The sequence below is a fragment of the Nocardioides furvisabuli genome (genome assembly GCF_021083185.1).
GTDB lineage: Bacteria > Actinomycetota > Actinomycetes > Propionibacteriales > Nocardioidaceae > Nocardioides > Nocardioides furvisabuli.
Genome location: NZ_JAIGQB010000003.1, coordinates 530,256 through 553,747 on the forward strand (window position 1 = coordinate 530,256; position 23,492 = coordinate 553,747).

Genomic DNA, 23,492 nt, shown 5'->3' on the forward strand with positions numbered 1-23,492 from the left:
TCCGGAGGGGGTGTCGCCCGACCGTTCGCCGGGAGTTGGATGGCGAGCATGCAGAGCATCCAGGCCACCCGGGTGGGCGTCGGTCCCGTCTCCTTCGAGGACCTCGTGCGGGTCGCCCGCGACGGGGCCGCCGTCGAGCTCACCGGCGAGGCGCTCGCAGCCGTCGACCGCGCCCGCGACGTCGTCGAGGCGCTCGCTGCCGGGGAGACGCCGACGTACGGTGTCAGCACCGGCTTCGGCGCCCTCGCCACCCGCCACATCCCGACCGAGATGCGCGCCCAGCTCCAGCGCTCGCTCGTCCGCTCGCACGCCGCCGGGTCCGGACCGGAGGTCGAGCGGGAGGTCGTCCGGGCGCTGATGCTGCTGCGCCTCTCGACGCTGGCGACGGGACGCACCGGCGTACGCCGTGAGACCGCGCAGCTGCTGGCCGACCTGCTCACCCACGGCATCACGCCGGTGGTGCGGGAGTACGGCTCGCTCGGGTGCTCGGGCGACCTCGCGCCGCTGTCGCACTGCGCGCTGGCGCTGATGGGCGAGGGCGAGGTGCGCGACGCGTCCGGCACCCTCGTGCCGGCGGCCGACGCCCTCGCCGCCGCCGGCCTCGCCCCGGTCGAGCTCGCGGCCAAGGAGGGCCTGGCCCTCATCAACGGCACCGACGGCATGCTCGGCATGCTGGTCATGGCGATCACCGACCTGCGGATGCTGCTGCGCACCGCCGACGTCGCGGCCGCGATGAGCGTCGAGGGCCAGCTCGGCACCGACCGGGTCTTCGCACCCGAGCTGCAGGCCATCCGCCCGCACCCCGGACAGGCACAGTCGGCGGCGAACCTCACCGCGCTGATGGCCGGCTCCGCGATCGTGGCCTCGCACCGCACCGGGCCGGACAACTCGGTGGAGTGCAACCGGGTGCAGGACGCCTACTCCCTGCGCTGCTCGCCGCAGGTGCACGGCGCCGCCCGCGACACCGTCGAGCACGCTGCCACGGTCGCCGGCCGCGAGCTGGCCAGCGCCGTCGACAACCCGGTCGTCATGGGCGACCGTGTGGAGTCGAACGGCAACTTCCACGGCGCCCCGGTCGGCTACGTGCTCGACTTCCTCGCGATCGTCGCCGCCGACGTGGCCTCCATCAGCGAGCGGCGTACGGACCGCTTCCTCGACCGGGCCCGCAGCCACGGCCTGCCGCCCTTCCTGGCCGACGACCCCGGGGTGGACAGCGGGCACATGATCGCGCAGTACACCCAGGCCTCGATCGTCTCCGAGCTCAAGCGGCTCGCAGTGCCGGCGTCCGTCGACTCCATCCCCTCCAGCGCCATGCAGGAGGACCATGTCTCGATGGGCTGGAACGCCGCCCGCAAGCTGCGCCGCTCGGTCGACGGCCTCTCGCGCGTGGTCGCCGTCGAGGTGCTCACCGCCGCCCGCGCGCTCGACCTGCGCGCGCCGTTGACCCCGTCGCCCGCCACCGGGGCGGTCGTCGACCTCCTGCGGTCCTCGGGCATCCAGGGCCCGGGGCCCGACCGCCACCTCTCGCCCGAGATCGAGGCCGCCGTCGGCCTCGTCCAGTCCGGCGCGGTCCTCGCCGCCGCCGAGTCCGTGATCGGAGAACTCCAGTGAACGACAGACTGCCCGTCCACGCCGCCACCGGCACCGAGCTGACCGCCAAGTCGTGGCAGACCGAGGCGCCGCTGCGCATGTTGATGAACAACCTCGACCCCGACAACGCCGAACGCCCCGAGGACCTGGTCGTCTACGGCGGCACCGGCAGGGCGGCGCGCAGCTGGGAGGCGTACGACGCCATCGTCCGCTCGCTGCGCGACCTCGAGGACGACGAGACGCTGCTCGTGCAGTCCGGCAAGCCGGTCGGCATCATGCGCACCCACGCGTGGGCGCCGCGGGTGCTGATCGCCAATTCCAACCTCGTCGGCGACTGGGCCGACTGGGAGGAGTTCCGCCGCCTCGAGGACCTCGGGCTCACGATGTACGGCCAGATGACGGCCGGCTCGTGGATCTACATCGGCACGCAGGGGATCCTCCAGGGCACCTTCGAGACCTTCGCCGCGATCGCGGACCTGCGCTTCGGGGGGTCGCTCGCCGGCACCGTCACCGTCACCGCCGGTCTGGGGGGCATGGGTGGTGCGCAGCCGCTCGCGGTGACGATGAACGACGGCGTCGCGATCTGCGTCGAGTGCGACCAGCACCGCATCGACCGCCGTCTCGAGACGCGCTACCTCGACGTCCAGGCCCGCGACCTCGACCACGCGATCGAGCTCGCGCTGGAGGCCCGCGACCAGCGCCGCGGCCTGTCGATCGGCCTGCTCGGCAACGCGGCCGAGGTGCTGCCCGAGCTGCTCGAGCGGCACCTCGCGCGGGCCGGGGCGGGCGACGGTCCGCTGGTCGACATCGTGACCGACCAGACCTCCGCGCACGATCCGCTCTTCTACCTCCCCGCCGGGACGGCGTACGACGACTGGGAGCGCGAGCGGACCGAGGACCCGCGCGGCTTCACCAAGCGCGCGCAGGAGTCCATGGCCACGCACGTGCGGGCGATGGTCGAGTTCCAGGACGCCGGCGCCGAGGTGTTCGACTACGGCAACTCGATCCGCGACGAGGCCCGCAAGGGCGGCTACGACCGGGCGTTCGAGTTCCCCGGCTTCGTCCCTGCCTACATCCGTCCGCTCTTCTGCGAGGGCAAGGGCCCGTTCCGCTGGGCCGCGCTGTCCGGCGACCCCGCCGACATCGCCGCGACCGACCGCGCCATCAAGGAGCTCTTCCCGGCCGACGAGAAGCCGGAGTACGCCCGGCTGCACCGTTGGCTCGACATGGCCGCCGAGCGGGTGCAGTTCCAGGGCCTGCCGGCCCGGATCTGCTGGCTGGGCCACGGCGACCGCCACCGCGCGGGGCTGAAGTTCAACGAGATGGTCGCCAGCGGCGAGCTGAAGGCCCCGATCGTCATCGGTCGCGACCACCTCGACTGCGGCTCGGTCGCCTCGCCCTACCGCGAGACCGAGGCGATGCTCGACGGCTCCGACGCCATCGCCGACTGGGCGATCCTCAACGCGCTGGTCAACACCGCCTCCGGCGCCACCTGGGTCTCGTTCCACCACGGCGGCGGCGTCGGCATCGGCCGCTCGCTCCACGCCGGCCAGGTCACGGTCGCCGACGGCACCGATCTCGCGGCGGAGAAGATCGAGCGGGTGCTGACCAACGACCCGGGCATGGGCGTGATCCGCCACGTCGACGCGGGCTACGACCGCGCAGTCGAGGTCGCGCACGAGCGAGGCGTCCGGATCCCGATGGCCGAGGGCTGAGGCACGCGAGGGTCGGCTCGAGGTTACCGACGGGGATGCGTTGACACCCCGGAAGAGCTTGCGTGGGATGGGAGTCCAGCCCTCGCAGAACCTACCGGGAGGTTTTCCGTGATCCGTCCACGCCTGCTCGCCGCCGCAGCGGCCGCCGCAGTCCTGCCGCTCAGCCTCGCCCTGCTGCCACCCGCCACCGCCGATCCGGTCACCGTTCCGGGCGGTCCGTGGCCTCAGGGCCCGGAGAACACCAACGCCATTCGCGGCTACGAACAGCTCTGGAGCACCCTCGAGGCGATCGAGGGCCGCGCGAAGGGGAGCTTCGACCTCAGCCCGGCACCCCTGGCCTCCAACACCGGCCGGGAGATCCCGGTCGTGACGATCGGCGACGGTGACACCGACGTCATGTTCGTCGCCAACCAGCACGGCAACGAGTACATCGTCTCCAACGCCATGATCAGCGTCATCCGTGGACTCGCAGGTGGGTCCGCGGAGGCCGAGGCGATCAGGGACGCGCTGACCGTCACGATCGTCCCACGCGTCAACGTCGACGGCTTCGACGCCGACGTCACCGACCTGGCCGGCAACACGACGCCGTGGCGGCAGAACTTCGACACCTCCTGCCCGGCGTTCTGCAACTTCTACCAGTCAGGCCGCGGCTACGACATCAACCGATACCACTCCTACGCCGAGAGCGCCTACGACCACCCCTACCAGCCCGGTCCGGACACGAACAACCCGGTGCCCGAGGCGGTCGCGATGCGCCTGCTGTGGGACGAGCGGCAGCCGCGGCTCGTCGTGGACTTCCACCACCAGGGGACCTACGTCGACGACGAGGGCCGCATGATCACCGGTTCGGTGATGTGGCCGAACGCGGAGGAGGAGGCGGAGGCCCTCGGCATCAGCGACGAGTTCGCCGGGGTCGTGACGGACTCCAAGAGGGTGGTCTCGGAGATGCTCGACGCCCTGGAGGGCAAGGGCTACGCCAACATCACCCGCTACCCGAGCACCACCTTCCCCGGTATCGCCCGGAACGCCTACGGGCTCCTCGGGTCCGCGTCGGTGCTCTACGAGGCACGCGGCGACATGGGCCAGGCCAGCAGCGGGAAGATCGCGAAGCAGACCGAGGTGGCCGGCACGGCGATCCTCCGAGCCGCCGCTGACGGCACGCTGTGGACCCGCGACACGGTGCCGGCGGACACGATCCGCGAACGCGGTCCGTTCGTCTCCGACCCGCACGAGTGAGCGGCACTGCCGCCGAGGTCGCGCCGCGGCCTCGGCGGCAGCGTGTCGTGCCACGGACGGCAGCTGACTGGGCGGCGAGCCGACCCGAGACCTTCGAACCGCTGACTTTCGCCCCGTCGTGCGTCAGGATCCCTCCATGGCACCGGGGGAGAAGAAGCCGGCGCGCTCGCGCGTCGTGCTGACGGACATCAGCTCGCGGGCGTGGGAGCACCCCGCCGACAAGGGCGCACTGGTCGCGCTGCGCAAGCTCAAGGGCTTCGACGTGCTGCTCAAGACCATGTCAGGGGTCTTCCGCGAGCGGGCGTGGCGCCTGACGCTGCTCGGCTCCGCGGTGCGGGTCGACGAGCGGCAGTTCGCGCGGCTGCACCGGCTGCTGGCCGAGGTCGGTCGCAGCCTCGACGCCACGGACCTGCCCGAGATGTACGTCCAGGCGGACCCGACGCTGACCGCGATCACCGTCGGCATGGACCGCCCGACCATCGTGCTGTCGTCGGGCCTGGTGCACCACCTCGACGACGACGAGCTCCGCTTCGTCATCGGCCACGAGCTGGGCCACGCGATCAGCGGCCACGCGGTCTACCGCACGCTCCTGATGCGCCTGCTCGGCCTCGGCGGCCTGCTCAACGCGATCCCCGGCGGCGCCATCGGCATCCGCATGGTCACCGTCGGGCTGCTCGAGTGGTCGCGCAAGGCCGAGCTGTCGGCCGACCGCGCCGGACTGCTCGCCGCGCAGGACCCGACCGCGGCGCTGCGCACGCACATGAAGCTCGCCAGCGGCGGCACCCTCGACGAGCTCGACGTGACGTCGTTCCTCTCCCAGGGAGCGGAGTACGACGAGGGCGGCGACGTCCGCGAGTCGCTCATCAAGCTCTCCCTGCTGCAGCAGCAGTCGCACCCCTTCGCCGTGGTCCGGGCCACCGAGCTCCGTCGCTGGATCGACTCCGGCGCCTACACCGCGGTCCTCGGTGGGACCTACCCGCGTCGCGCCGACGACGACGGGGCCTCGGTCAGTGAGGCCGCGCAGGAGGCGGCCGCGAGCTACGCCGTCGCCTTCGAGCGCACCCAGGACACCCTCGGCCGCCTCGTCCACGACCTCGCCGGCTGGGTCGGCTCGGCGAGCACGTGGCTCGGCGACCGGTTCCGTCGCGGCGAGGGCGCCTGAGGCAGTCGCCGGCCGGTGCCTCGCCTGGCGCTCCGGGGACGGACGCAGCGGACCCCGGTCGCCGTGGGGCGACCGGGGTCCGTGACTGGCTGGTGGAACTACCAGACGCGCCGGCTCGAGCCGCCGATCGGGACGAAGTTGAGCACCAGGCCGACCACGATCAGGATCAGGCCGATGGTGGTCAGGATGCTCTGGGGCAGCAGCAGCCCGAGGATGAGCAGGATCAGTCCGAGGACAATCATGTTTTCGCCTCCTAGTATGCAGCCCACTGTGGGCGGCCGGTCCACTGTGGCGTCGGGGCTCGAAAAAGGAAAGTCGGTCCGCCCCTAGGGGTGGGCGGTCCAGTCCGCTCCCCGACGTGGCTCACCCCGCGGCCAGCGCCCGGACCGCTTCGTCGATGGCGAGCGTGCGGCGGGCCGACTCGACGTGGAGGTTCTCCACCATCTTGCCGTTGTGGGTGACGACACCGGCGCCCTTCCCGTCCTCCCACGCCGCGATGAGGCCGTGGGCGTCCTCGACCGCCTGCGCGCTGGGGGCGAAGGCGGCGTTGGCGCCCTCGACCTGGCCGGGGTGGACGAGGGTCTTGCCGTCGAAGCCCATCTGACGGCCCTGCTCGCACTCGGCGAGGAAGCCCTCGGTGTCCCTCACGTCGTTGTAGACGCCGTCGATCACGGCGATGCCGGCCGCCCGCCCTGCGAGGAGCGCGGTGTGGAGGCTGGGCAGGATCGGCGCGCGACCGGGCACGTGCTCGGCGTACAGCTCCTTGACGAGGTCGTTCGTGCCGAGCACGAAGGCGCCGAGGCGCTCGGACGCACGCGCGATCGCGAGGGCGTCGAGGATGGCGCCGGGCGTCTCGACCATCGCCCACAGCTTCGTGTGGTCCGGGGCTCCAGCCGCCTCCATCGCGGCGACCAGCTGCCGGACCTCGGCGGCGCTGCCGACCTTGGGCACCACGATCGCGGCCGGTCCGGCCTGGCTGGCGGCGACGATGTCGTCGTCGTGCCACTGGGTGCCGATGCCGTTGACGCGGATGGTGACCGTACGGCGTCCGTAGTCGCCGCTCGCGGCCGCTGCGGCCGCGGCCTCGCGGGCGGCGGGCTTGGCGTCGGGGGCGACGGCGTCCTCGAGGTCGAGGATCAGGCCGTCGCACGCGATCGTCTTCGCCTTCTCCAGTGCCCGCTCGTTGGAGCCGGGCATGTAGAGCACGGAGCGGAGCGGGGTGAAGTCACTCATGTCAGGCCTCCAGCTCGATGGCGTCGTACTGCTTCTTCAGCTCGGGGTCGATCGCGGCGAGCTCGTCGGCGAGGGCGACCATGACCTGGCACTGCTTGACCGAGGCGTCGTCCTCCATCTTGCCGTCGATCATCACCGCACCGGTGCCGTCGCCCATCGCGGCGATGACGCGGCGGGCGTGGGCGACGTCCTCGACGCTGGGGGAGAACACCTTGTTCGCGACCGCGATCTGCACCGGGTGGAGCGACCACGCGCCGACGCAACCGAGCAGGAAGGCGTTGCGGAACTGGTCCTCGCACGCCTGCACGTCCTTGATGTCCCCGAACGGCCCGTAGTAGGGGTAGATCCCGTGCATCGCGCACGCATCGACCATGCGGGCGATCGTGTAGTGCCACAGGTCCTGCTGGTACGTCGTCCGCTCGGCGTCGTACTGCGGCACGCCGAGGTCGTCGCGCGTCGGGTCCTGGCGCACGAGGTAGCCGGGGTGGCCGCCGCCGACGCGGGTGGTCTTCATCCGGCGGTCCGCGGCCAGGTCGGCGGGGCCGAGGGACAGGCCCTGCATGCGCGGGCTGGCGCCGCAGATCTCCTCGACGTTGGCCACGCCGCGCGCGGTCTCGAGGATCGCGTGGACGAGGATCGGCCGGTCGAGCCCTGCCTTGGCCTCGAGCTGGGCGAGCAGGCGGTCGACGTAGTGGATGTCCTCGGCGCCCTGCACCTTCGGCACCATGATCACGTCGAGCTTGTCGCCGATCTCGGTGACGAGGGTGACCAGGTCGTCGAGGCCCCACGGGCTGTCGAGGGAGTTGACGCGGGTCCACAGCTGGGTCGGACCGAAGTCCGTGGCCCTCGCGATGTCGACGAGGCCCTGGCGCGACCTCTCCTTGTTCTCGGCCTTCACCGCGTCCTCGAGGTTGCCGAGCAGCACGTCGACGGTGCCGACCATGTCGGGGACCTTGGCGGCCATCTTCTCGTTGCCGGGGTCGAAGAAGTGGATGGCGCGGCTCGGCCGGGCGGGGATCTCGCGCAGCGGGGTGGGAGCACCGACGGCGAGGGGGGCGAAGAAGTCCTTGGCTGGGCGGGTCATGGGCGAAAACTACCGGGGCGTAGCCGTGCGCGGATATGACGCATGTCTCGCTCGGCTTGCCGCAACCTGCTAGGACTGGGACACGCGTCCCCGACCGAGGAGCGACCCATGGAGCTCTACCTCCCCGTGCTGGTCCTGGCCGCGATCGCCGGCGCCTTCGCGGTGGGCTCGGTGCTGATGAGCTCGGTCGTCGGGCCCAAGCGCTACAACCGCGCGCGGCTCGACTCCTACGAGTGCGGCATCGAGCCGGTCTCCGACCCCGGCCGGAACAACCGCACCATCCCGGTGCGCTACTACACGGTCGCGATGACCTTCATCATCTTCGACGTCGAGATCATGTTCCTCGTGCCGTGGGCGGTCCACTTCGACCAGCTCGGCACGTTCGGCTACCTGGCCGCCGTCCTCTTCGTCCTCAACCTGTCCATCGCCTACGCCTACGAGTGGCGTCGCGGCGGGCTCGACTGGGACTGACCGGGGGGCTGCCCGAGGTCAACGGCCGCGCTGCCACCACCGCCGCTTCGTCGGCTCGTGCGGAGCGGTGGCCCGCGCGGCGCGCTGGGCCTCGATGCGGGCCGTACGCCGCGCGCGCCACGCCTCGACCTCGGCGTCGACGTCGCGCTGGCTGGTGATGACGGGCGGGCCGGACGGCCCGACGGGCGGGGTGTAGATCGCGCGGCGCACGTGGGCGTTGAACTCCTCGACCTCGCGGCGCACCTCCGACTCCACGTTGATGCGGTCGAGCCGGCCGTCGAGCTCGGCGTCCTCCTTGCGGATCGCCAGCGCCGGCGGGAGCAGGGCGATCTGCTCGCGCTCGACGAGCTTCTTCACCCACCAGTCGGGGTCGTGCTCGACGCCGAGGTCCTCGATCGGCTTGCCGGCCCCCGGCAGGTCGTCGAAGTCCCCACGCTCCATCGCCACGCGCAGCTGCTGCTCGACCCAGGTGGCCTGGTGGGCGATCCGGGCCGCGGCCGCCGAGCGACCGGTGCGCTCGTCGCGCTCGGGTCCGCGACGTGGGGGCTCGAGCCCGGACCGCTCCGGGGACTCGTCGTGCTCTGGCATCGCGGTCACCTCCGTGCGGACCAGCCTAGAGGGGGCGGGCCAGCGTCCGGCGTCGGTCGAGGCGCCTCACTGGTAGGACACGAACCGCACGTCCGGCAGCCTCCGGCGCACCTGCTTCGGACGCATGCGGGGGCGTCCTCTGCCGGCGGTGCCTCCAGCCTGCGGTGAGGTTGTCAGGCTCTACCGGAGGTTGTCAGGCCATGCAGAGGCCGACAACCTCCGGGATCCCCGGTCAGCCGGGGATCCCTCACGAGGGCACCGGCGCATCGCTGAAGGCGTGCTTCGGCGCGGCCAGCAGCGCGAGCGCGGCGAGGAAGGACGCGCCGGCGCACACCGCCCAGACGGTGAGGTAGCCGCTGAACGGCGCCACCTCCTCGGCGGCCGCGTCGAGCGAGCCGGTGGCGGTCAGGGCGATCGCGAAGACCGCCGAGGCGATCGCGCCGCCGACGGTCTTGGTGCCGTTGGTCATGCCGGTCGCGATGCCGGTGCGCTCCGGCGGCGCGGCGGCGGCCGCCGCGGCGGGCAGGGCCGCGACCAGCGCCCCCGAACCGAGACCGGCGATGCCCATGTTGACCAGCGCCTGCCACGTCTCGGTGTTGAAGGGCAGCCACAGCAGGTAGCCCAGCCCGACGAGGCAGCACGCGACGACCAGCGCACGGCGTACGCCGCCCAGGAGCCGCGTCGTCAGCGGCAGGGTGAACGCGCCGATCGCCAGTGTCACGACGTAGAGCCCGATGAGGGTGGAGATGAAGGCCGGCTCCGCGCCGAGGCCGTAGCCGCGCTCGACAGGATCGGCCTGGGCGTAGGTCGACAGCGGGATCTGGCCGCCGAGGACGGGGATGCCGAAGAGGAACGCCGTCACCTGGACCGGCCACTGGGCCGGGCTCGAGAGGAGGCGTACGTCGACGATCGGCTCGGGGTGGCGCTGCTCGAAGCGCCAGAAGACCGCGAACACCGCGACCGAGGCCAGGATCGTCGCCCAGCCGCGGAGCGAGCCGGCGCCGTCGAGACGCAGCCAGACCAGGCCGCCCATCAGCACGCCGAGGGCGACGGTGATGAGCCCCAGGCCGGCCCAGTCGATACCGCCGGTGTCGTCACCGGGTGCCTGCTCGACGCCGACCAGGATGACGAAGAAGACCGCCGTCACCACGACCGCGGGCAGGGCGAGCAGGAGGTTCATGTCGAGCGACTCGACCAGCACGCCGCTGGTCACCGCGCCGATGATGACGGCCAGCTCGAGCGCCCCGACCAGGATCGCCGCCCCGCGCCGGGTCAGCAGCTGCTGGCGGCCCGAGTCGCGCGTGCGGCGGTGGATGATCGCGATCTCCAGCGGCAGCCACACGACGTACGCACCCTGGATCGCCCAGCCGATGAGGAAGGTGGTGAAGTCGGGGGCGAAGGCCAGCCACCACGATCCGAGGGCGGTCACGGCGGTCGAGATCAGCAGCACGCTCTTGTGCCCGATGAGGTCGCCGAGCCGCGCCAGGAGCGGGATGCACAGCGCGCTGACGATCAGCTGCGCCGCCTCGAACCAGTTGATGTCGCCCTCACTGATCGAGAGGTGCTCGGCGATCTGCGGGTAGATCGGCGTGTAGTAGCCCTGCAGGATCCCGCTGGCGACCTCGACGAGGACGAGGAAGCCGACGATGGCCGCCAGGCTCCTCGCGGCAGTCTGGGCCGGGGGCCGGGTCGTGGTCATGAGGGGAGCCTCTCGATCAGCAGGGCATACCAGCGGACGCCGTCGAGCAGGTCGGCCACGCCGAGGTGCTCGTCGTAGGAGTGGATGGCCTCGCGCTGCGCCTTCGTCATCCGGAAGGGCGCGAAGCGGTAGACGTGCTCGCTGATCGCGGTGAAGTGGCGCGAGTCGGTGGCCGCCATCATCACGTAGGGCGTCGCGACCGCGTCGGGGAAGACCGCGCCGATGCAGTCCTCGAGCAGCTCGAACGGCTCGTCCATCGGCGAGACCGGCGAGGGCTCACCCGACTCGACGACCTCGATGCGGATCGAGTCGTCGGCCACGGCTTTCCGGACGTGCTCGACCACCCCGGCCACGGTGTCGCCCACCATCACGCGGATGTTGAGCCCGGCCCGTGCCGTCGAGGCGATGACGTTGAGCGCCGGCGACCCGCTGAGGGTGGTGGTCGCCACCGTCGTACGCGTCATGGCAGCGGCCTCGGGGCCGGCGGCGAGGAGGGCGCGGGTCACCACCGGCGCCATCCGGTCGGCGCGGGACAGGAGCGGGCGCAGCGGGAGCGGGACGTGGGGCGCCAGGCGGCGCATGAGCTCGAGCGTGGGCGCCGGCGCAGAGGCGGGGAAGGGTGACTTCTCCATGCGCAGGATCGCCCGCGCGATGCGGGCCGTCGGGCCGTTCGGAGCGGGGGTCGAGGCGTGCCCGCCGCGTCCCTCCGCGACCAGCTCGAGCGAGGTGGTGCCCTTCTCGGTCACGCCGATGACCCCGAGCGGGGCCTTGACGCCGGGGAACGCGCCACCGGCGATCGCGCCCCCTTCGTCGAGCACCAGCCACGGCGTCACGCCGCGTTCGCGCAGGACGCCGACGGCCTCGAGCGCCGCCGGGCCGCTGACCTCCTCGTCGCAGCCGAAGGACAGCCAGACGTCCTGGGCCGGGACGTGGCCGGCCTCGAGCAGCTGCTCCACCGCCGTGCAGATGCCGACGACGCAGCCCTTGTCGTCGAGGGTGCCCCTGCCCCAGATCGCAGGGCCGACGGGGGAGTCGTGCACCTCGCCGCCGAAGGGGTCGTGCTGCCAGGGCGCGTCGGTGTCGACGGGCACGACGTCGAGGTGGGCCATCAGCACGACAGGTCGCTCCGTGCTCGCGCCCGCCCAATGCGCGAGCAGCCCGTGGGTGCCGACACGGCTCACCTCGAGCCGCTCGTGGAGCAGCGGGAACTGGCGGGCGAGCTCGGCCAGGAGCCGTTCGAAGGCGTCGGTGTCGACCCGGGCGGGGTCGCGGTCGCTGACGGTCGGGATGCGGACGAGGGCCTGCAGGGCGCCCACCGCATGCTCGTCGGTAGGCAGAGCGGTCATGGGCCGACCGTAGTGCCCCAGCGGCCCCGATGGACGAGATTCGTACGCCGCTCCCGACGCGCCGCTGATCCCCTCGCGCCCGCATCGGCAGCCCGGTGTCCGACGGTGACAGCGCCGACCGGCGCGTGGTCGTCGGGGATGCCGAACGCCGCGCGGAAGGAGTCGACGTGCTCACCGGGGATGCCGAAGAAGCACGCACCCAGGCCCTCGTCGACCGCCGTCTGGAGGACCAGCAGTGCCGCCATCCCGGTGTCGACCCACCAGTACGGCACCGCCCACCGGTCCTCGCTCCGATCCGTCCAGCCCTTGTCAGGCTCGGCGTAGCGCTCGAGGTAGGCGTCCTTGCTGGCCAGCGGGACGATCACGACCGGTGCGGTCCGCACGCCGTCCAGCCACGCGTTGTGGGTGTCGGGGTCGGCGCCCGTGCACTCCCAGAAGCGGGCGACGTCGGCGGCGGTGTCGAGCACCAGGAAGGCCCAGCCCTGGCTGAAGCCGGCGTTGGGCGCGCGCTGGGCGTGGGCGAGCATGCGGTCGACGACCGCCGGGTCGACCGGGGCGTCGGAGTAGCGGCGCACCATGCGGCGACGGCGTACGACCTCGCGGAACTCCATGGGGGCAGGCTCTCACTCCCCTCCCGCTGTAACGCCGGGTTGGTGCTTGTTCTACCCATGGACTACGGGGGTGGCTACATGTACCAACCCGGCGTTACAGCAGCGTGGGCAGCCACGGGATCGTCTCGGATCCGAGACGCGCCCTCGCCGCCCTGCGTTGACCCGGGTCGGCGTTGACGATGGACTGGCGCCATGGGCTTCGAGGAGATGTGGCGTGACCTGGCGCCGGTCGGACGATCGGCCGCGTCCGGTGGCTACTTCCGTCAGCCCTGGGCCTCGGCCGAGTCCGAGCTCCGCGCCTGGTTCGCGCAGGAGTGCGCCGCGCGCGGGCTGACGGTCGAGACCGACGGCATCGGCAACCAGGTCGCCTGGTGGTCTCCCGACTCCGCGACCGGGAAGGGCGTGCTGACCGGATCGCACCTCGACTCCGTCCTCGACGGCGGGGCGTACGACGGCCCGCTGGGCGTGGTCTCGGCGCTCGCTGCGGTCGACACGATGCGGGGGCGTGGCTTCGAGCCGAGCCGGCCGATCGGCATCGGCGTCTTCGTGGAGGAGGAGGGCTCGCGCTTCGGCCGCGCCTGCCTCGGCTCCCGGCTCGTCACCGGCGCGACCACGTGGGACGAGGCACGCGAGCTGCGCGACCGTGACGGCGTCTTCCTCGCCGACGCCGTCGAGGTCGCCGGGCTCGACCCGTCGACCGGACTGCTCTCCCTGGAGCACGTCGGCACCTTCGTCGAGCTCCACGTCGAGCAGGGCCGCGACCTCTTCGACCGCGACGTCGCCGTCGGGCTGGCCAGCGAGATCTGGCCGCACGGGCGCTGGCGCTTCGACTTCGCCGGTCAGGCCAACCATGCGGGCACGACCCGCATGGAGGACCGCCGCGACCCGATGCTGACCTATGCGATGACCGCCCTCGCCGCCAACAAGCAGGCCAGGCTCGCCGGCCAGCGCGCGACCTTCGGCCGGATCTCGGTCGAGCCCAACGGCACCAACGCCGTCCCCTCGCTCGTCACCGCCTGGCTCGACGCCCGCGCCTCCTCCGACGACGCGCTCGCCGAGATGGTCGACGCGGTCGGACGTCAGGCGCAGGACCGCGCGGGTCGCGACGGCACCGCGCTCACCGTCACCGCGGAGTCGGTCTCCGGCTCGGTCGCCTTCGACCCCGACCTCGCCGCGCGGCTGGCCGGGCTCGGCGACTGGCCCGTCATCGCGACCCAGGCCGGGCACGACGCCGGCATCCTGGCGGATGCCGGGATCCCCACCGCGATGGTCTTCGTGCGCAACCCCACCGGCGTCTCGCACTCGCCCGACGAGCACGCCGAGACCGCCGACTGCCTGACCGGTGTCGAGGCGCTCGCCGACGTGCTCGAGGAGCTCGCCCGGTGACGGCGTACCTCCTCGAACGCGCCTGGCTCGACGACCACTTCGCCGACGACGTGCTCGTCGAGGTCGACGGCGGCCGCTTCACGTCCGTCACCCCGGACAGCGACCCGCCGCGCGCGATCCCGGTCCGTGGCCTGGTGGTGCCCGGGCTCGCCAACACCCACAGCCACGCCTTCCACCGGGCGCTGCGCGGGCGCACCCAGCGCGAGCGCGGCTCCTTCTGGACCTGGCGCGAGCAGATGTACGCCGTCGCCGCGCGCCTCGACCCCGAGACCTACCTCGCCCTCGCGCTCGCGACCTACCGCGAGATGGCCGCCGCCGGGATCACCTGCGTCGGGGAGTTCCACTACCTCCACCACCAGCCCGACGGCACGCCCCACGCCGACCCGGACGAGATGGGGCTCGCGCTCGTGCACGCGGCCCGCGAGGCCGGCATGCGGCTCACCCTGCTCGACACCCTCTACCTCTCGTCCGGCTTCGGCGCACCGCCGCAGGGCGCGCAGGTGCGCTACAGCGACGGCTCGGTGGAGGCGTGGCTGGAGCGGGTCGACGGCCTGGTCGTCGCCCCCCACGCGCGCGTCGGCGCAGCCGTCCACTCGGTGCGCGCCGTCCCACCACCGGCACTGGACGCAGTGGCGGGCTGGGTCGGCGACCGACCCCTGCACGCCCACGTCTCCGAGCAGGTCGCGGAGAACGCCGCGTGCCTCGAGGCGTACGGCGTCACGCCCACGCGGCTGCTCGCGGACCACGGCCTCCTGCGTCCGACGACGTCGCTCGTGCACGCGACCCACCTGAGCGACGACGACGTCGCACTGATCGGCGGAGCCGGGGCCTACGCCGCCTTCTGCCCGACCACCGAGCGCGACCTCGGCGACGGGGTCGGGCCCGCGCGCCGGCTCCACGACGCGGGAGCCCGGCTGACCCTCGGCAGCGACAGCCATGCCGTGGTCGACCCCTTCGAGGAGATGCGCGCCGTCGAGCTCGACGAGCGGCTCGCCACCCAGCAGCGGGGTCACTGGACCGCCGCCGAGCTGCTCACCGCGGCGACCACCGACGGCCACGCCTCGCTCGGCTGGGACGACGCAGGCGCCATTGCGGTCGGCCGTCGGGCCGACCTCGTCGTGCTCGACCCGGTCAGCCCGCGCACGGCCGGCACCGGCCGCGACGAGAACACCGTCGTCTTCGCCGCCACCGCCGAGGACGTACGCCGCGTCATGGCCGACGGTCGCTGGGTCGTCGAGGACGGCGACCGCGCCGCGATCGGCCGCGAGCTCGACGAGGTCATCGGGAGGATCTGGGCATGAGCGCCACACTGATCACCGGCATCGGCGAGCTGGTCACCAACGACCCGGCGCGCGCGGAGCAGGGCGGCCTCCTCGGTCTCGTCCACGACGCCGCCGTCGTGGTCGAGGGCGGCCGGATCTCCTGGGTCGGTCCGGCCGCGGAGGCGCCCGCCGCGGACGTGCACGTCGACGCCGGCGGCCGGGCCGTGATCCCGGGCTTCGTCGACTCCCACAGCCACCTCGTCTTCGCCGGCGACCGGTCGGGCGAGTTCGAGGCACGGATGATCGGCGAGCCCTACTCCGCCGGCGGCATCCGCACCACCGTCGCTGCCACCCGCGCCGCCAGCGACGAGCAGCTGACCTCCCACGTCGCGCGCCTGGTCGATGAGATGCGTGCGCAGGGCACGACCACCGTGGAGATCAAGAGCGGTTACGGGCTGTCGGTCCACGACGAGGCGCGCAGCCTCGCGGTGGCGCGGCAGTTCACCGACGAGACGACCTTCCTCGGCGCCCACGTGGTCCCTTCCGGCACGATCCCCGAGGACTACGTCGACCTCGTCACCGGCCCCATGCTCGCGGCCGCGGCACCGCACGCCCGGTGGATCGACGTGTTCTGCGAGGACGGCGCCTTCGACGTCGACCAGGCACGCACCATCCTGGCCGCGGGGTCCGACAACGGCCTGCGCGGACGGCTCCACGCCAACCAGCTGACGTACGGCGGAGGCGTGCGGCTGGCCTGCGAGCTGGGCCTGGTCGCGGTCGACCACTGCACCTTCCTGTCCGACCTCGACGTCGAGTCGCTGAGCGACTCAGGCACCATCGCGACCCTGCTGCCGGGAGTGGAGTTCTCCACCCGTCAGCCCTATCCCGACGCCCGCCGCCTCCTCGACGCCGGTGTGCGCGTCGCGCTGGCCAGCGACTGCAACCCCGGCTCCTGCTTCACCTCGTCGATGGCGCTCTGCATCGCGCTGGCGGTGCGCGAGATGCGGATGAGCCCAGCGGAGGCCCTCCATGCGGCCACCGCGACGGGCGCGGCGGCCCTCGGCCGTGACGACGTCGGGGTGCTCGCGCCCGGGAAGACCGCCGACCTCGTCCTGCTGGACGCACCGTCCCACGTCCACCTCGCCTACCGCCCCGGCGTACCCCTCGTCACCGGGGTCTGGCAGGCCGGGCGTCCGGTCGTCGCTCGGTAGTCCACCGGGATGTGGCTCGGGGCCGGGGTAGTCCACCGGGATGTGGCTCGTCCGAGGGCTGCTGGCCGACCACTTCCCGGTGGACTACCCCCTCGCGGGCACCGCAGGCCGGCCCCCACCGCCGCGCCCCGCGTGCGAGGTGGCAGCGTCCCGCGGGCGGCGTCGGATGCCCCGAGGTAGGACCGGGGGGACTGACCCCCGGCGGGGAGCGCCGGTCGGACAGACTGCACGTCATGTCTGACTTCCGGTGCTCCTTCGCCAGCGTCGACGACGGGGAGCCGATCGCCGGCACCGCACCGTCCGACCCCGAGGTCCTGCTGGTGGAGAGCCCCGGTCCCTGGGGGCGCGACGCGGTCGCCGACAACCGCCTGCCGGAGGTCGTCCGCACCCACCTGGCCGGGCTCGACCTCAAGGTCTTCCTGCTGCGCCGCTACGACGGCAGCGCCGGGCCCGGCACCCACGTCTTCCACGCCCGCGCGACCGACGAGGGCTACGACGTCGGCGCCGCGGTGCTCGACCGGCCCGAGGACCTGCTCGACCTCGACCTGCGCACCCTGCCGGCGTACGCCGACCCGCTGTGGCTGGTGTGCACCAACGGCAAGCGCGACCGGTGCTGTGCCGAGCTCGGCCGCCCGATCGCGGGCCTGCTGACCCAGGAGTGGCCGGACGGCACCTGGGAGACCACCCACCTCGGCGGACACCGGTTCTCCGGGACGCTGCTGGCACTGCCCAGTGGCCTCACGCTCGGGCGTCTCGACCCGTCCAACGTCCTTGCCGCGTGCGAGGCCGTGGCGCAGGGCGAGGTGCCGGTCGAGGTCACCCGCGGCCGCGCCGGCCGGCCGGGCGTCGAGCAGGCGCGCGAGCTCCACGTGCTCGCCGGCGGCGACCCGCGCGACGAGCTGGTGGCCGTCCCGGGACCCGTACGCCGCCAGTCCTGCGGGGACGACAAGGTCAAGGCGACCACGCGCTACGAGGTGCGTACGCCCTGAACGGATCCTTCCTCCGCCCGGAGGGGTGTGGGACGGTGGTCGCGCCGCCGCCCACACTGGCGGAGCGCCGACGGACCGCCCGCCGGACCTGACGAGGAGGATCCATGACGTCGACTCCTGACAACCCGCTCAACGACGACGAGATGACCACCGAGGGCGTCGACCCGACGGGTGTCGCGGCCGCGCCGGGCACCGACGCGGACGGCACCGACGCCGACGCGACCGACGGCGACAGCACCGACGCGACCGACGGTGACTCGACCGACGCCGACGGCACCGACGCCGATGCCACGGACGGCGACAGCACCGACGCCACCGACGGTGACTCGACCGACGCCGACGGCACCGACGGGACTGCGCTCTGAGCGCTCTCGACCGGCTGACCGGCGACGCCCGGACCTTCACCGACAAGGTCTGGGCGTCGTCGGTCCACGTGCACCGCACCGACCCGGCGTATGGGGCGAGCGTCCTGTCGCTCGCCGACGTCGACCACCTCCTCACCGAGACCGCCATCCGCGCCCCGGCCGTGCGGGTGGCCCGCAACGGCTCGGTGCTGCCGGAGTCGGCGTTCACCCGCGGCGGCAGCCTCGCCGGCAAGCCGCTGACCGGGCTGGTCGATCCGGTGAAGCTGATGCGCCTGCACGACGAGGGCGCCACGATCGTGCTCCAGGGCCTCCAGCGCTACTGGACCCCCGTCGCGGACCTGGTGGCCGAGCTCGAGCTCGAGCTGGGTCACCCGTGCCAGGCCAACGCCTACCTCACCCCGCCCGGCGCGCAGGGCTTCGCCGTGCACTCCGACTCCCACGACGTCTTCGTGCTCCAGACCCACGGCACCAAGCTGTGGGAGGTCCACGGCGAGGGCGGCCCGGGCGAGCTGCTCCTCGAGCCCGGCGTCGTCGCCTACCTCCCCACGGGCACCCCCCACGCCGCCCGCGCGCAGGAGGCGGTGTCGCTCCACCTCACCATCGGCATCAACCAGCTCACCTGGCGCAGCCTCCTGACCCGCGAGGTCGGCCGGCTCCTCGCCGAGGTGCCCGACGCCCACCTGCCTGCCGGCTACCTCGACGACCCCGTCCGGCTCTCCGAGGGGGTCGCGGGACACGTCGCCGCGCTCGCCGACGCCGTACGCCGCCTCGACGCCCCCGCCGTCGCCGACGACCAGGTCGAGCGCTTCCTCTCCCAGCGCCCGCCCCGCCTGGCCGGCGCGCTGCTCGACCGCGAGGCGCTCGCCCGCGACCTGGGCCTGACGGCCGAGACGGTGCTGCGCCGTCGCACCGGCCACCCGTGCCGGGTGGTGGACGACGGCGACACGCTCCGACTGCTCCTCGGCGACCGGGTGCTGCGGGTCCCGGCCCGGATCCACGAGGCGCTCGAGGTCGTGGCCGGGCGCACCGAGCTGACGCCGGCCGACCTCCCGCTCGACCCCGCGAGCGCCCTCGTGCTGAGCCGGCGGCTGGTGCGGGAGGGCCTGCTCGAGGTCGTGCGGTGACCGGCTTCCGCTGCGCCGCCGCCAGCCTGGAGCGGGCCGACGACCTCGCCGGCACCGCCTCGACCGTGCGGAGCTTCCTCCTCGTCGAGCACGCCGGGCCGTGGGGTGCGGACGCCCTGCGCGACGCCCGCCTCCCCGACGGCCTCGGCGCCCGCCTGGCCGACGCCGGCCGCCGCGCCGGCGTACGGGTCCTGCTGGTCCGGCGCCCCGGGCGGCGGTCCGCCGAGACCGAGGGCACCCGCGTCTTCGCCGCGCGCGCGGCCGGTGTGGACTCGTGGCTCGCGAGCGCCGTGCTCGACCGGGTCGACGACGTCGCCGACCTCGACCTCGCGGCCCTCCGCGAGGGCCCTCCGGCCGGCCTCGAGCCCCACCCGGAGCCGGTCCTCGCGGTCTGCACCCACGGCCGCCACGACGCCTGCTGCGCGGAGCTGGGCCGGCCCGTCGCCCTGGCGCTCGCCGCCAGCGGCCACGCCGAGGCGACGTGGGAGTGCTCGCACATCGGCGGCGACCGCTTCGCCGGCAACCTGCTGGTGCTGCCGCGCGCGCACTACTACGGCCGCCTCGACCCGGCCTCGGCGCTCGAGGTCGCCGACGCCGTCGCGGACGGCCGTCTCGCGCTGGACCACCTGCGCGGACGCTCCGACGTCGCGATGCCGGTGCAGGCCGCCGAGATCGACGTACGCCACCGGTTCGGCCTCACCGGGCTTGACGACGTCCGGCCGACCGCAGCGCGCACCGAGGCCGACGTCACCACCGTGTCGCTCGAGGCGGCCGGACGTCCGGTCCGTGTGCGGGTGCGTCGCCTGCTCGGCGACCCGGGGCGGCTGACCTGCGGCGCCGTGCGCGACAACCCGGTGCCGCGCTTCGAGGTCGAGCCGGCGGACTGAGAAAACCGGGTGCCGCGCACGGCCCGGCGCTGGGAGACTGACCCCTCGTGACCTGGACCGAACGCTTCCGCGCGATGCGGATGGATGTCTCGCCGCTGCGCGAGTCGCGCGACTTCCGCCTGCTGTTCACGGCCGGCAGCGTGTTCTACCTCGGCAGCATGGTCGCCTACGTCGCCGTCCCGTTCGCGATCTACGACCTCACCGGGTCCAACTTCATGGTCGGGCTGGTGGGCCTCGTCGAGCTCGTCCCGCTGGTCGTCTTCGGCCTGTACGGCGGCGCGTTGGCCGACCACGTCGACCGCCGGCGGTTGCTGGTGGCGACCGGTGCGGTGCAGGTCGTGCTGATGGTGCTCTTCGCGTGGAACGCCTTCGCCGACCGGCCGCGGGTGTGGGTGATCTTCGTCCTCGCCGCGGTCTACGCCGCGGCCAGCTCGCTGCAGCGACCCTCGCGCGAGGCCCTCGAGCCCCGCACGGTCCGCCACGACCAGATCGCCGCTGCCAACGCGCTCAGCAGCTTCGCCATGCAGTTCGGCGTGCTGCTCGGTCCGCTGGTCGGCGGGCTGCTCGTGGCCTACGCCGGCGTGGGCTGGTGCTTCGTGGTCGCGGTGGTCGGCTACGTCGTCGCGACCCTCCTCTTCGCCGCGATGCGGCCCTACCCGCACGACGGCGAGACCACCCCACCCAGCCTGCGCGGGATCCAGGAGGGTCTGACGTACGCCCTGCGCCGCCGCGACCTGCTCGGCACCTACGTCGTGGACATCGCCGCGATGATGCTGGCGATCCCGGTGGTGCTGTTCCCCGCGTTGGCGCACGAGGTCTTCGGGCGCCCGGAGCTGCTCGGCCTGCTCTACTCCGCCGAGACCGTCGGGGCGCTGGTCGCCACGGCGCTGAGCGGCTGGGTGGGCCGGGTGCACCACCACGGCCGGGCGATCGTCATCGCGGCCAGCCTCTACGGCGCCTTCATCGCGATGGCCGGGCTGATGCCGTCGTTCTGGCTGGCCTGCGGGTTCCTCGCGCTGGCCGGCGCCGCGGACATGGTGTCGGCGGTCTTCCGCGCGACGGTGTGGAACCAGACCATCCCCGACACGATGCGCGGGCGGCTGGCCGGCATCGAGATGCTGTCCTACTCGCTCGGGCCGATGGTCGGCGAGACCCGCGCCGGCTTCGTGGCCGACGCCTGGTCGGTGCGCGGCGCGATCGTCAGCGGCGGCGCAGCGTGCGTCGGCGGCGTGCTGCTCACGGCGGCGGCGCTGCGGGACTTCTGGACCTACGACTCCCGCACCGATCCGCACGCGGTTGCGGAGCGGGAGCGGCGTACGGCCGGCGCGGGCGGCACTCCCAGCCGTGATGCCTAGCCGAGCCGGCCCCTGAGGTCGGCGGGCTGGGCGACGACCCGGGGGCGAGCCTCCTCGGCTGCGTCGAGGTCGCGAGCGGCGCGGTTGGCCCGGGCCTGCTCCCGCTCGGCCACCGCCTCGGCCTCGCGGGCCTCGGCGCGCGCCCCGGTGAGCTCGCGGTGCAGCGCCGCGACCTTCTCGGCCTGGGCCTGGATCTCCGCGGGCGGGCGATCGGCGAGCACCAGCTCCTCGAGGTCGCCCAGCGCCGCCTGCTCGCGACGCTTGAGCACCTCGACCGTGTGGCGCGCGGTCGAGGCTGCGTCACCCGCCTGGACGGCCTCGATCGCCTCCTCGGCCGCCTCGCGCCGCAGCTCGCCGAACTCGACCCGGCGGCGGTGGGCGGCGACCGCTCCAGCGCCGTCCTCGTCGGGGTGGACCCCGGCGTGGTCCGCGAGCGCCTTGATGAGCTCGCGGGTCGCGGCCCGACGGGCGCCGCGCAGCTCGATCTTGGCGTCGAAGCAGTGCTGGTAGGCCTTCCAGTCCCGCTCCCACGCGTCGGCCTCCTTCTGCGGGGCGTCGTTCGGAAGGGTCTCTATTGGAGGCCAGATGCGGTGGTCGCGGACCGTGAGACCGGCCGAGACGGCGTAGGCGCGCAGCTGCTCGAGGCCGTCGCGGTGGCGGCGCAGGACGTCGGAGTAGGCGTTGATCGCCCGTCCGAGGCCGCGCAGGTCGTCGCGGACGCCCACCGACTCCTCGTGGCGGTGGCCGGCGCGGGTGCGGAGCATGTCGGCCGCCGCGCCGGAGAACACGTCCTCCGACAGCGAGGCGGTGCGCTCGAAGGCCTCCGCCGCGGCCTCGACCCCGCTCCCGACGCGCCGGACGATGTCGCCGTAGGCATCGACCGCGTCGGGCGCGATCCAGTGGTAGCGGCAGCCGATCGGGTCGCCGAAGCGAAGCCCGTCCTGCTGCGCCTCGATGCGGTCGGCGGCGACCTTCGTCACGGCTTCACCTGCTCGAGCCGGGCAGCGACCTGCGCATCCTCGCCGACCATCAGGTCGAGCTCGTCGAAGTCGAGGACCGAGTCGTCGATCGCGCCCGCGATGGTGCGGCACCGCCGGGCGACCTGCTCGGCGTCCTCGACGAGGCTGCGGACCCCCTCGACGAGGAGGTCACGCCACGGGAAGTCGTCCGCAGGGTGGTCGACGTCGCCGAGTGCGGCTCGCAGGTCCTCACGGGCGGAGTCGAGCTCCTCCCGGGCGCCGCGCAGCGCCCGCTGGTTGATCGCGATCGGCCTCATGCCGCTCTTCTGCCCCGGTGAACGGGGTCGAAACCAGAAGTGGTGAAACTGTGAACGACGCCGAGCAGGGTCGGCTCAGACGTGCCCGGAGAGCTGGGCCAGCCGCAGCTCGAGGCGCCCGAGCAGGTCGCCGCACGCCTTGTCCGGCATGGCTGACTTCCGGCCCCCGCCCTGCGCGCAGACCGGCAGCACGTCGATGGACAGCCTGGCCCCGCCGGCGAGCGCGCGCAGCTCGTCGAGCTTGTCGCCGAAGGGCGAACCGCTGCCGGGGCTGTAGTAGCGCACGGCAGCGTCCACGTCGTCGGCGAACAGGTCGGCCTTCGTCACCGCGACCACCAGCCACGTCGGCCGGTCGCGGCGCACCGCCATGCTGGCGATGCGGTGGGCGGTGATCGACCAGTCCTCGAGCTCGGCGGCCAGCTGCTCCTCGCGCGTGGCGACCCCGGCGCCGCTGGTCCCACCCGTGCGCCGTGGGGTGGCATGGCCGTTGGCGACCACGTGCAGCACGCCGTCGACCGGCTCGTCGTGGAAGACCTCGTCCAGCGCGCCGAGACGGGTGGCGGCGTTCTCGCCGGGCACCACGCGGAAGCGGTAGCCGCGCAGCCGCGCGTTGCGACGCGTACGCCGCTCCATGACCGCCGAGCCGACGTCCTGCCCGCCCTCGGCGCTCGCGCGGCGGGAGAGCCGGTCGGCCAGCCGGGTCTTGCCGACGCCGGTCATCCCGGTCACCGCAACCGTCGGGTAGCGGTGGCGCAGGAGGCGCGAGGCGCGTTCGGGGGCCTGGGCCAGCGCGGCCAGGGCACCTCCGGCGAGGGTGGTGCCGAGGGCTGCCTTGCCGTGTCGCAACGGTGACTGCATGGGTCCATCCTGCCCGTTGCCTGCCTGCTGGGGTCCGCCCCGGG

The 23,492-nt window shown here is 73.3% G+C and carries 23 protein-coding genes; 13 read left to right on the plus strand and 10 right to left on the minus strand.

Translation table 11 applies throughout. The features are described from left to right. Positions 1–48: 48 nt before the first annotated feature. From hutH to K4G59_RS08950, 4 genes are all read left to right on the plus strand, one after another. Complete coding sequence (gene hutH / locus K4G59_RS08935) at positions 49–1,611, plus strand: histidine ammonia-lyase (RefSeq protein WP_231250610.1); 1,563 nt, start codon at positions 49–51, stop codon at positions 1,609–1,611. Further along, positions 1,608–3,305, plus strand: coding sequence for a urocanate hydratase (gene hutU / locus K4G59_RS08940; protein WP_231250611.1), 1,698 nt, complete (start codon positions 1,608–1,610; stop codon positions 3,303–3,305). Before hutH ends, hutU begins: the two co-directional genes overlap by 4 nt. A gap of 108 nt (positions 3,306–3,413) precedes the next feature. Then, on the plus strand, positions 3,414–4,541 hold the full coding sequence (locus K4G59_RS08945) for a M14 family zinc carboxypeptidase (protein ID WP_231250612.1): 1,128 nt from the start codon (positions 3,414–3,416) through the stop codon (positions 4,539–4,541). 136 nt (positions 4,542–4,677) lie between these two features. Next, on the plus strand, positions 4,678–5,703 hold the full coding sequence (locus K4G59_RS08950; RefSeq protein ID WP_231250613.1) for a M48 family metallopeptidase: 1,026 nt from the start codon (positions 4,678–4,680) through the stop codon (positions 5,701–5,703). 98 nt (positions 5,704–5,801) lie between these two features. On the opposite strand, the gene K4G59_RS08955 is transcribed toward K4G59_RS08950, so the two are convergent. The 3 genes from K4G59_RS08955 to K4G59_RS08965 all read right to left on the minus strand — a co-directional run bounded on the left by K4G59_RS08955 (position 5,802) and on the right by K4G59_RS08965 (position 8,020). Next, positions 5,802–5,945, minus strand: coding sequence for a hypothetical protein (locus tag K4G59_RS08955; RefSeq protein ID WP_175507317.1), 144 nt, complete (start codon positions 5,943–5,945; stop codon positions 5,802–5,804). 121 nt (positions 5,946–6,066) lie between these two features. Continuing rightward, positions 6,067–6,936, minus strand: coding sequence for an HpcH/HpaI aldolase/citrate lyase family protein (locus tag K4G59_RS08960; RefSeq protein WP_231250614.1), 870 nt, complete (start codon positions 6,934–6,936; stop codon positions 6,067–6,069). A gap of 1 nt (position 6,937) precedes the next feature. Beyond that, positions 6,938–8,020 carry an HpcH/HpaI aldolase/citrate lyase family protein gene (locus K4G59_RS08965; RefSeq protein WP_231250615.1) on the minus strand — a complete coding sequence of 361 codons (1,083 nt, stop codon included), beginning with the start codon at positions 8,018–8,020 and terminating at the stop codon, positions 6,938–6,940. 108 nt (positions 8,021–8,128) lie between these two features. On the opposite strand from K4G59_RS08965, the gene K4G59_RS08970 reads away from it, so the two are divergent. Continuing rightward, positions 8,129–8,491 carry an NADH-quinone oxidoreductase subunit A gene (locus tag K4G59_RS08970; protein ID WP_231250616.1) on the plus strand — a complete coding sequence of 121 codons (363 nt, stop codon included), beginning with the start codon at positions 8,129–8,131 and terminating at the stop codon, positions 8,489–8,491. 18 nt (positions 8,492–8,509) lie between these two features. On the opposite strand, the gene K4G59_RS08975 is transcribed toward K4G59_RS08970, so the two are convergent. From K4G59_RS08975 to K4G59_RS08990, 4 genes are all read right to left on the minus strand, one after another. After that, positions 8,510–9,079: a DnaJ family domain-containing protein gene (locus K4G59_RS08975; protein WP_231250617.1), complete on the minus strand. Its 570-nt coding sequence runs from the start codon at positions 9,077–9,079 to the stop codon at positions 8,510–8,512. 247 nt (positions 9,080–9,326) lie between these two features. Then, entirely contained in the window at positions 9,327–10,778 is a 1,452-nt protein-coding gene (locus tag K4G59_RS08980) for an MFS transporter (RefSeq protein WP_231250618.1), read from the minus strand. Further along, the gene (locus K4G59_RS08985) at positions 10,775–12,124 is read right to left on the minus strand and encodes a M20/M25/M40 family metallo-hydrolase (protein ID WP_231250619.1); all 1,350 of its coding nucleotides are present in this window, start codon (positions 12,122–12,124) and stop codon (positions 10,775–10,777) included. Before K4G59_RS08985 ends, K4G59_RS08980 begins: the two co-directional genes overlap by 4 nt. Next, positions 12,121–12,735, minus strand: coding sequence for a nitroreductase family protein (locus K4G59_RS08990; protein ID WP_231250620.1), 615 nt, complete (start codon positions 12,733–12,735; stop codon positions 12,121–12,123). The genes K4G59_RS08985 and K4G59_RS08990 overlap by 4 nt, the downstream gene beginning before the upstream one ends. 192 nt (positions 12,736–12,927) lie before the next feature. Between K4G59_RS08990 and K4G59_RS08995 the strand changes: the two genes are divergently transcribed. From K4G59_RS08995 to K4G59_RS09030, 8 genes are all read left to right on the plus strand, one after another. Continuing rightward, complete coding sequence (locus tag K4G59_RS08995; RefSeq protein ID WP_231250621.1) at positions 12,928–14,121, plus strand: allantoate amidohydrolase; 1,194 nt, start codon at positions 12,928–12,930, stop codon at positions 14,119–14,121. Beyond that, a complete protein-coding gene (locus K4G59_RS09000; RefSeq protein ID WP_231250622.1) occupies positions 14,118–15,422 on the plus strand; it encodes a formimidoylglutamate deiminase in 1,305 nt (434 codons plus the stop codon). Before K4G59_RS08995 ends, K4G59_RS09000 begins: the two co-directional genes overlap by 4 nt. Then, complete coding sequence (hutI, locus tag K4G59_RS09005; RefSeq protein ID WP_231250623.1) at positions 15,419–16,594, plus strand: imidazolonepropionase; 1,176 nt, start codon at positions 15,419–15,421, stop codon at positions 16,592–16,594. The genes K4G59_RS09000 and hutI overlap by 4 nt, the downstream gene beginning before the upstream one ends. A 233-nt stretch (positions 16,595–16,827) precedes the next feature. Beyond that, complete coding sequence (locus tag K4G59_RS09010; RefSeq protein WP_231250624.1) at positions 16,828–17,583, plus strand: sucrase ferredoxin; 756 nt, start codon at positions 16,828–16,830, stop codon at positions 17,581–17,583. A gap of 104 nt (positions 17,584–17,687) precedes the next feature. After that, positions 17,688–17,948, plus strand: a complete 261-nt coding sequence (locus K4G59_RS09015; protein ID WP_231250625.1) for a hypothetical protein — start codon at positions 17,688–17,690, stop codon at positions 17,946–17,948. Between the two features lie 68 nt (positions 17,949–18,016). Further along, positions 18,017–19,072 (plus strand): cupin domain-containing protein, encoded by a 1,056-nt coding sequence (locus K4G59_RS09020; RefSeq protein ID WP_231250626.1) that lies wholly within the window; start codon positions 18,017–18,019, stop codon positions 19,070–19,072. Next, a complete protein-coding gene (locus K4G59_RS09025) occupies positions 19,069–19,959 on the plus strand; it encodes a ferredoxin family protein (protein WP_231250627.1) in 891 nt (296 codons plus the stop codon). The genes K4G59_RS09020 and K4G59_RS09025 overlap by 4 nt, the downstream gene beginning before the upstream one ends. A gap of 47 nt (positions 19,960–20,006) precedes the next feature. Then, a complete protein-coding gene (locus tag K4G59_RS09030; RefSeq protein WP_231250628.1) occupies positions 20,007–21,314 on the plus strand; it encodes an MFS transporter in 1,308 nt (435 codons plus the stop codon). On the opposite strand, the gene K4G59_RS09035 is transcribed toward K4G59_RS09030, so the two are convergent. From K4G59_RS09035 to K4G59_RS09045, 3 genes are all read right to left on the minus strand, one after another. After that, a complete protein-coding gene (locus tag K4G59_RS09035) occupies positions 21,311–22,294 on the minus strand; it encodes a hypothetical protein (RefSeq protein WP_231250629.1) in 984 nt (327 codons plus the stop codon). The genes K4G59_RS09030 and K4G59_RS09035 overlap by 4 nt on opposite strands. Further along, a complete protein-coding gene (locus tag K4G59_RS09040) occupies positions 22,291–22,590 on the minus strand; it encodes a hypothetical protein (RefSeq protein WP_231250630.1) in 300 nt (99 codons plus the stop codon). Before K4G59_RS09040 ends, K4G59_RS09035 begins: the two co-directional genes overlap by 4 nt. 75 nt (positions 22,591–22,665) lie before the next feature. Then, positions 22,666–23,448, minus strand: coding sequence for a DEAD/DEAH box helicase family protein (locus K4G59_RS09045; protein ID WP_231250631.1), 783 nt, complete (start codon positions 23,446–23,448; stop codon positions 22,666–22,668). Positions 23,449–23,492 lie beyond the last annotated feature (44 nt).